General features: G+C 71.4%; 7 protein-coding genes. 4 read left to right on the top strand and 3 right to left on the bottom strand.

Annotated elements, in window-relative coordinates:
- Positions 1-123: 123 nt before the first annotated feature.
- From Q0588_RS08010 to Q0588_RS08000, 3 genes are read right to left on the bottom strand one after another with little or no spacing between them, the layout of a single operon-like run.
- Complete coding sequence (locus Q0588_RS08010) at positions 124-693, bottom strand: hypothetical protein (protein ID WP_298745398.1); 570 nt, start codon at positions 691-693, stop codon at positions 124-126.
- Between the two features lie 25 nt (positions 694-718).
- Positions 719-1,555: a 3-mercaptopyruvate sulfurtransferase gene (gene sseA, locus Q0588_RS08005; RefSeq protein ID WP_298745396.1), complete on the bottom strand. Its 837-nt coding sequence runs from the start codon at positions 1,553-1,555 to the stop codon at positions 719-721.
- Positions 1,556-1,587: 32 nt separating this feature from the next.
- Positions 1,588-2,808, bottom strand: coding sequence for a cyclopropane-fatty-acyl-phospholipid synthase family protein (locus Q0588_RS08000; RefSeq protein ID WP_298745394.1), 1,221 nt, complete (start codon positions 2,806-2,808; stop codon positions 1,588-1,590).
- Positions 2,809-2,930: 122 nt separating this feature from the next.
- Between Q0588_RS08000 and kdsA the strand changes: the two genes are divergently transcribed.
- Genes kdsA through Q0588_RS07980 form a run of 4 tightly spaced genes read left to right on the top strand, consistent with a single transcriptional unit; the run spans position 2,931 to position 7,419 of the window.
- Positions 2,931-3,845 (top strand): 3-deoxy-8-phosphooctulonate synthase, encoded by a 915-nt coding sequence (gene kdsA / locus Q0588_RS07995; protein ID WP_298745392.1) that lies wholly within the window; start codon positions 2,931-2,933, stop codon positions 3,843-3,845.
- Between the two features lie 18 nt (positions 3,846-3,863).
- A complete protein-coding gene (gene rfaE2, locus Q0588_RS07990; RefSeq protein WP_298745389.1) occupies positions 3,864-5,315 on the top strand; it encodes a D-glycero-beta-D-manno-heptose 1-phosphate adenylyltransferase in 1,452 nt (483 codons plus the stop codon).
- On the top strand, positions 5,315-6,316 hold the full coding sequence (gene rfaD, locus Q0588_RS07985) for an ADP-glyceromanno-heptose 6-epimerase (RefSeq protein WP_298745387.1): 1,002 nt from the start codon (positions 5,315-5,317) through the stop codon (positions 6,314-6,316). The genes rfaE2 and rfaD overlap by 1 nt, the downstream gene beginning before the upstream one ends.
- Positions 6,313-7,419, top strand: a complete 1,107-nt coding sequence (locus Q0588_RS07980) for a DUF3089 domain-containing protein (RefSeq protein WP_298745386.1) — start codon at positions 6,313-6,315, stop codon at positions 7,417-7,419. Before rfaD ends, Q0588_RS07980 begins: the two co-directional genes overlap by 4 nt.
- Positions 7,420-7,491 lie beyond the last annotated feature (72 nt).

The following is a 7,491-nucleotide window of genomic DNA, read 5'->3' as shown; positions in this document are numbered from 1 at the left end:
CGACATGTGCCGCACCACGCTGAACGTCACCGGCGACCTGGTGGCGGCGACCGTGGTGTCGCGCGGCGAGAGCGACGAGGTGGTGCCGGACGACCTGCCCCTGCCGGCGGTCGCGCCGGCGAGCTAGGAAGCGGAGAAGCGGGCCGCAGCATTGCTGCGCGCCCGCGCTTCTTCGCTCATGTGCCCGAGCATCAACCCGAGGAACCGCTTCTCTTCCTCGACCGAGGGAAAGAAGCGGCGGGGCACGTAGAAGGGCCAAGCATCCGCGATGACGACCCAGTAAGGCCCCACCGGAAACAGGTCGCTAACGGCCGTCCACGGGGCTCGCGACTCAACAGACCCGGTCAGACTTAGAAAACCGTTCGGAGTGGCCTCAAACCTGTTGGGCACAGGATTTCCAAGCCCCCGCTTCGCCAGTTCGCGCCGGGCTATGCGAACCGCGAAGGCCCGACCGATGTTGGTGCTGACCATGGCGGCGAGGATTGCGGACGCGACGATGGCCGGCAGGAACAGCCAACCCGGCCAGCCGAATGCACTCTGTAGCCCGGTGAAAACAAGCATGAGCGACAGCATGACGACGAGCGTGATGACGCTCGAGAGGATCATCGGCTTCGGATGGCCGTTGATCCGCGACGTCGCCTTGCCCGCATAGCGCGCCGCTTCGCCAACCGCGATTTCACCTTCGATTTTCATGATGCCCCCTGAACAAGGGACAACCTTATCGCGCTTTTACGATCGTGTCCGCCCGCCCGCCCCATTCGGCCCAGCTGCCGTCGTAGAGGCGCGAGGGACGGCCGAGTTCGGCCAGCCCCAGCGACAGGATGGCGGCGGTGACGCCCGAGCCGCAGGTGGTGACCACCGGCCGGTCCAGATCGACGCCCGCCGCCTCGAAAGCCTGCTCCAGCGCCGCGCCGCGCTTCATCGTCCCGTCGGCGTTCAGGACCCCGGGGAAGGGCAGGTTGAGCGCGCCGGGCATATGGCCCGGGCGCAGGCCCGCACGCGGTTCGGGCGCCCGGCCGAGGAAGCGGTCGGCGGCGCGGGCGTCCAGCACCTGTCCGCCGTCGGCGAGGACCCGGCGCACCGTCTCGAGATCGGCGACCTGTTCCGGTTGCGGCCGCGGCGTGAAGACCGCCGGGCGCGGCGTCGGCGGCGGCCCGAACTCGATCGCCCGACCCTCGGCGCGCCATTTGGGCAGGCCGCCGTCGAGGACGCGGACGTCGGCGGCGCCCATGACCCGGAACATCCACCAGGCCCGCGCGGCCGAACGGACGCCGACGGTGTCGTAGACGACGATGCGGTCGTCGGCGGCGATGCCGAGTCCGCCCATGCGCCTCGCGAAGGCCCCGGGCGTCGGCAGCATGTGCGGCAGGTCCCCGGCCTGCTCCGAGGAGGCCTCGAGGTCGAAGAACACCGCGCCGGGCAGGCGCGCGTCTCGATAGTCGGCGCGTGCGTCGCGGCCGTCCAGATGCCAGCTGGCGTCGATCAGGCGCAGCTCGGGCGCGTCGATGACGGCTGCGAGGGCGGCGGTGGAGATCAGGGGCGATGCGTCGGTCATGTCCCGGTCTAACACCCCGAACGCCGGTTGGATCAGGAGCGCGACAGGGCGAGCTGGATCACATCGGTGCGCTGCGAGCGGAAGCCGGCCTCGCAATAGGCCAGGTAGAAGCGCCACAGCCGGCGGAAGCGCTCGTCGAAGCCGCCGAGGCGGCGGATGTCCTCCCAGGCCGCCTGGAAGCGCTCGTCCCAAAGCCGCAACGTGCGGGCGTAGTCCTGGCCGAAGCGCTCGACGGTCCGCCAGTCGAGGCCGACGGCGGCGACCACCGGCCGGAGCGCCGCCTCCGACGGCAGCATGCCGCCGGGGAAGATGTATTTCTGGATGAAGTCGGTGCGCCTGCGGTAGCGGTGGAAGGCGTCATCGGCGATGGTGATGATCTGCAGGCCGGCCCGGCCGCCGGGCCCGAGCACCTCGCGGATCTTGCCGAAATAGGCGGGCCAGTACTCCTCGCCGACCGCCTCGAACATCTCGATGGAGGCGACCCGGTCGAAGCGGCCGTCGATGTCGCGGTAGTCGATCAGCCGGATGTCGGCGGCGTCCGAGAGTCCGGCGTTGAAGATGCGCCGGCGGGCGAAATCATACTGTTCGCGCGAGATGGTGATGCCGGTGACGCGGGCGCCGACCTCCTTCGCGGCGAACTCGGCGAAGCCGCCCCAGCCGCAGCCGATCTCGAGCACCGACTGGCCCGGCTGGAGCTCCATGGTGCGGGCCAGGGCGGCGTATTTCTCGCGCTGGGCGGCCTCCAGCGCCAGTCCCGGGCCGGTGAACCGGGCCGAGGAATAGGTCATCGAGGGGTCGAGCCAGGCGGCGTAGAAGGCGTTGCCGATGTCGTAGTGGGCGTGGATGTTCTTGCGCGAGCCCGAGCGGCTGTTGCGGTTCATGCGGTGCGACAGCCAGTGCAGGGTCTTCATCAGCCGGTTGCCGACCATCAGGCGACGGATGTGGTCGCCGTTGCGGGCCAGGGCCTCGAGCAGGGCGGCGAGATGCGGCGTCTCCCACTCGCCGGCCATATAGCCCTCGGCGAAGCCGATGTCCCCGGACGCGAGGACGCGGCGGGCGAAGCGGTAGTCGCGGATGTCGAGCGTGGCCGAGGGGCCGGGCCGGCCGCCCTCCAGCAGATGGCTGGACCCGCCGGGCAGGAGCACCGTCAGCCGGCCGAAGGTCCAGTCGGAGGCGAGCAGACGCAACAGAAGGCCGAACCCGCGCGGCGCGCGGGCGGCGGCCTCCTGACGATCGACGGTCACCGTCGTCATGACCGGATCGTGGGTCGGACGGGGCGGCTCGTCAATCCCCCGGTCAAGCTGGCCTCGGTGGCCTTGCGCCCGGCCGCCGTGTAGCTTGCGAAGCCGGGGGTTCGACGCCACCTGATCGCCGCATGGGCGCCTCAAGGGGCGCGCCGCCAATCCGCCACTCCGGGAAGATCGCCGTGTCCAAGCCCAACGCCATCATCGACATCAAGGACGGGCTGAAGCGGCCGGTCAGCATCGGCGGCGGCCAGCGGATCGTCTTCATCGCCGGTCCGTGCCAGCTGGAGAGCCGCCAGCATGCGCTGGAGATGGCCCACGCCCTGAGGGAGATCGGCGAGCGTCTGGACGTCGGCGTCATCTACAAGACCAGTTTCGACAAGGCCAACCGGACCAGCGCCAGCGCCGCCCGCGGGCTGGGGCTGGCGGGGTCGCTGCCGATCTTCGCCGAGATCCGCGAGAGCGTCGGCCTGCCGGTGCTGACCGACGTGCACAATGAGGCGCATTGCGCCGAGGCGGCCCAGGCCGTCGACGTGCTGCAGATTCCCGCCTTCCTGAGCCGCCAGACCGACCTGCTGCTGGCCGCGGCGGCGACCGGCAAGGCCATCAACATCAAGAAGGGCCAGTTCCTGGCCCCGTGGGACATGAAGAATGTCGTGGCCAAGGTGGTCGGGGCCGGCAATCCGAACGTCATGGCCTGCGAACGCGGGGCCAGCTTCGGCTACAACACCCTGGTGTCGGACATGCGGGCCCTGCCGGTGCTGCGCGAGATCGGCTGCCCGGTGGTGTTCGACGCCACCCACAGCGTGCAGCAGCCGGGCGGGCAGGGCACCTCCTCGGGCGGCCAGCGCGAATTCGTGCCGGTGCTGGCCCGGGCCGCCGTGGCCGTCGGCGTCGACGCGGTGTTCATGGAGACCCACCAGGACCCGGACAACGCCCCGTCGGACGGGCCGAACATGGTGCCGCTGGACCAGTTCGAGGCCCTGGTCGCCGAGCTGATCGCCTATGACGACCTGACCAAGGCGCGGATGGCGAAAGCCGCCTGAATCCGATAGGCCAGTGGGATGGCTGAACGGACCCTCGATCTGGGCGAACTGCAGGCGCTGCTGGAGCGGGTGCGCGGGGTGACGGCGGCCTGCGTCGGCGACCTGATGCTGGACCGCTACGTCTATGGCGAGGTCAGCCGGATCTCGCCCGAGGCTCCCATCCCCGTGCTGCGCACCCGCCGGACCGTGGCCATGCCCGGCGGGGTCGGCAATGTGGCGCGCAATGTGGCGGCCCTGGGCGGGGTGGCGCAGCTGGGCGCGGTGGCGGGGCGGGACGCGGCCGGCGACGAGCTGGCGGCCCTGATCGCCGCCGAGCCGGGCGTCGTGGACGCCGTCGAGCGGCGCGCCGGCGTGGCCACCATCGTCAAGACCCGCTTCGTCGCCGCCGGCCAGCAGCTGCTAAGGCTGGACGAGGAGGCGGCGGCGCTCATGGGCGAAGAAAGCCGGGCATTTACGGGTGCTTCCATCTATCTGCTGTCGGACTACGCAAAAGGCGTGGTCAGCGATCTGGTCATCGCCCAGGCCCTGTCGGCGGCCGAGGCCACCGGCGCGCCGGTGGTGGTCGACCCCAAGGGGCGAGATTTCGCCCGCTACGGCGCCGTCGACCTGATCAAGCCCAACGCCAGCGAACTGGCCGCGGCCACCGGCCTGCCGGCCGACACCGACGAGGAGGTCGAGGCGGCGCTCAAGGCGCTGCTGCACGCCGCGACGGCGAAGGCCGTGGTGGTCACCCGGGCCGGCAAGGGCATGAGCCTGATGCGGCGCGGCGGGCCGGTGAAGCATTTCCCCGGCCGGGCCCGCGAGGTGTTCGACGTCTCCGGGGCCGGCGACACGAGCCTGGCCGCCCTGGGGCTGGCGCTGGGCGCGGGGGCGTCGCTGGAGACGGCGGTGGAGTTCGCCATCCTCGCCTCGGGCGTGGTGGTCGGCAAGGCCGGCACGGCCGTGGTCACCCCGGCCGAGCTGATCGACGCCGAGATGACCCAGCACGCCGCCGGGGCCCACGCCAAGGTCATGCCGCTGGACGAGCTGGCGCAGGTGGTCGAGGGCTGGAAGCGGCAGGGGCTGAAGGTCGGCTTCACCAACGGCTGTTTCGACATCCTGCACCGCGGCCATGTCGCCTATCTGGCCCAGGCCCGGTCGTGGTGCGACCGGCTGGTGGTGGCGCTGAACACGGATGCGTCAGTGCGGCGGCTCAAGGGCGAGGGCCGGCCGGTCAACGATCTGGACAGCCGGGCCGTGGTCATCGGCGGCCTGGCCAGCGTCGACCGGGTCACCTCGTTCGACGAGCCGACGCCGCTGGCCCTGATCGAACGGCTGCGGCCGGACGTGCTGGTCAAGGGCGCCGACTACAGCCGCGAGGGCGTGGTCGGCGGCGACCTGGTCGAGAGCTGGGGCGGCGAGGTGAGGCTGGCGGCGTTCGAGGACGGCCATTCGACCAGCCGGACGATCGAGAGGATGAAGGATCGCTGATGGCGAGGCGGATGATCGTGGTCACCGGCGGGGCCGGCTTCATCGGCTCGAACATCGTCGCCCGGCTGTGCGCCGAGGACCGCCGCGACGTGGTGGTCTGCGACCGGCTGGAAGACGCGGCGTCGGGCAAGTGGAGGAACATCGCCAAACACCCGATCGCCGACCTCTGGCGGCCCGAGGAGCTGTTCGAACAGCTGGAGCGCCACGCCGGGCGGATCGAGGCCGTGGTGCACATGGGGGCGATCTCCTCGACGACGGAGGCCGACGCCGACCTGATCATGAGGACGAACTTCACCCTGTCGCGCGACCTCTGGGACTGGTGCGCCCTCAGGGACGCGCGGCTGGTCTACGCCTCCTCGGCGGCCACCTATGGCGACGGGGCCCGGGGCTTCGAGGATGACGACAGTCTTGAGGGTCTGGCCTCGCTCAGGCCGCTGAACGCCTATGGCTATTCGAAAATGCTGTTCGACCAATACGCCGCGCGGCAATCGGACCGGGGCCAGTCGCCGAGCCAGTGGGCGGGGCTGAAATTCTTCAACGTCTATGGGCCGAACGAGTACCACAAGGGCGGGATGAAGTCGGTGGTGGCGCAGATCTGGCCGAAGGTGGCGGCGGGCGAGCCGGTGACCCTGTTCCGCTCGCACGACCCCGGCTACGCCGACGGCGGCCAGATGCGCGACTTCGTCTTCGTCGACGACGTGGTCGACCTCGTCGACTGGCTGCTGGAGACGCCGGCGGTGTCGGGGGTGTTCAACGCCGGCTCGGGCCGGGCCCGGTCCTTTCTCGACCTGGCCAACGCGACCTTCGCGGCGGCGGGCCGGGAGGCCCGGGTCGAGTATGTCGACACCCCCGAGAGCATCCGCGACAAATACCAGTATTTCACCGAGGCCCGGATGGAGCGCGTGCGCGCCGCCGGCTTCGGCGGCCAGGCGACGCCGCTCGAGGAGGGCGTCCGCCGCTATGTGCAGGACTACCTGGCCGCCGCGGACCCGTACCGGTGAAGGGCCCGGGTCTGACCGCCCGGCAATGGCTCGGCTGGACCGGCTTCGCGCTGGTCTTCCTGGTGACGGCGGCGGTGGCGGTCTGGCGCGGCGACATCCTCCGGGCCGGGCTGGATCCCCAGGTGCCGTTCCAGACCTATGAGCCGCCCCCGGCCCCGGACTATTCGCGGCCGGCCGCCTGGGCGATGCGCGAGGCGCGCGCGCCGGACGCCGGCCCGGCGGCGGTGTTCTTCGTGCATTCGACCACCTATGACGGCGGCCGCGAGTGGAACGGGCCGATCGGCGATCCCAGGGCCGACGCCTGGCTGAGGCGGGTGGTGCTGCCGAACTACGCCGGGCCGTTCGCGCGGCTGGGGGCGGTCAGCGCCCCGCTGTACCGGCAGGGCAGCCTCTATACCCGGCTGACGTTGCGGGACGACGCGCGCGAGGCCCGGGCCTTCGCCTGGCGCGACGTCGCCGCCGCCTTCGACGCCTGGATCGCGCGCCATCCGGCGGACCCGATCGTGCTGGCCGGGGTCGAACAGGGCGGGGAACTGGTCGAACGGCTGCTGCGCGAGCGGGTGGCCGCCGATCCGGCCCTGCGGGAGCGGCTGGTGGCGGCCTATCTGATCGACGTGGTGACGCCCGCGGACGGCGTGTCGGCGCGAGTCCCGGCCTGCGCGAGCCGCGAGCAGACCGGCTGCGTGGTCGGTTTCTCGCCCGTCGGCGAGGGCAATGACGGGGCCGCGCGGCGGAGGCTGAAGCGGGCGCTGGTCTGGGACCGGCGCGGCCGGCTGGTCGAGCTGGCCGGGCGCGAGGCCCTGTGCGTCAATCCGGTGACCGGCTCGACGGCGACGGCGCCGGTGGCGGCGCGGCTGAACCGCGGCGCCACCAATGCGACCGGGCTGGAATGGGGGACGCGGCCGGCGCTCCTGGCGCGGCAGGTGGCCACCCAGTGCCGCGGCGGCCTGCTGCGGCACACCGAGCCCGAGCTGGAATCCTTCCGCCCGACCGGCGATTGGGCCGACCAGAGAAAATCCCGTCCGTACAATCTGTTTTACGGGGATATTGAAGCCGATTCCGAGGCCCGGCTGGCGAGCTGGCGGGCCCGTCGGTCGTCCTAGTCGATCCCCGGCCGGTCGTTGCGCCAGTCGAACAGGGCCTCGAGGGTGCGGATCGCCGCGCCGCGGGGCGAG

Source organism: uncultured Brevundimonas sp. (assembly GCF_937870815.1).
In the GTDB taxonomy this organism is placed as follows: Bacteria; Pseudomonadota; Alphaproteobacteria; order Caulobacterales; family Caulobacteraceae; genus Brevundimonas.
The sequence above is the reverse complement of the archived record's forward strand: the minus strand, read 5'-3'. Positions and strand labels throughout refer to the sequence as shown.

Coding starts and splice junctions, on each gene's coding strand:
- Q0588_RS08000 (WP_298745394.1), bottom strand. CDS start 2,808: ATGACGACGGTGACCGTCGATCGTCAGGAGGCCGCCGCCCGCGCGCCG.
- kdsA (WP_298745392.1), top strand. CDS start 2,931: ATGGGCGCCTCAAGGGGCGCGCCGCCAATCCGCCACTCCGGGAAGATC.
- Q0588_RS08010 (WP_298745398.1), bottom strand. CDS start 693: ATGAAAATCGAAGGTGAAATCGCGGTTGGCGAAGCGGCGCGCTATGCG.
- sseA (WP_298745396.1), bottom strand. CDS start 1,555: ATGACCGACGCATCGCCCCTGATCTCCACCGCCGCCCTCGCAGCCGTC.
- rfaD (WP_298745387.1), top strand. CDS start 5,315: ATGGCGAGGCGGATGATCGTGGTCACCGGCGGGGCCGGCTTCATCGGC.
- rfaE2 (WP_298745389.1), top strand. CDS start 3,864: ATGGCTGAACGGACCCTCGATCTGGGCGAACTGCAGGCGCTGCTGGAG.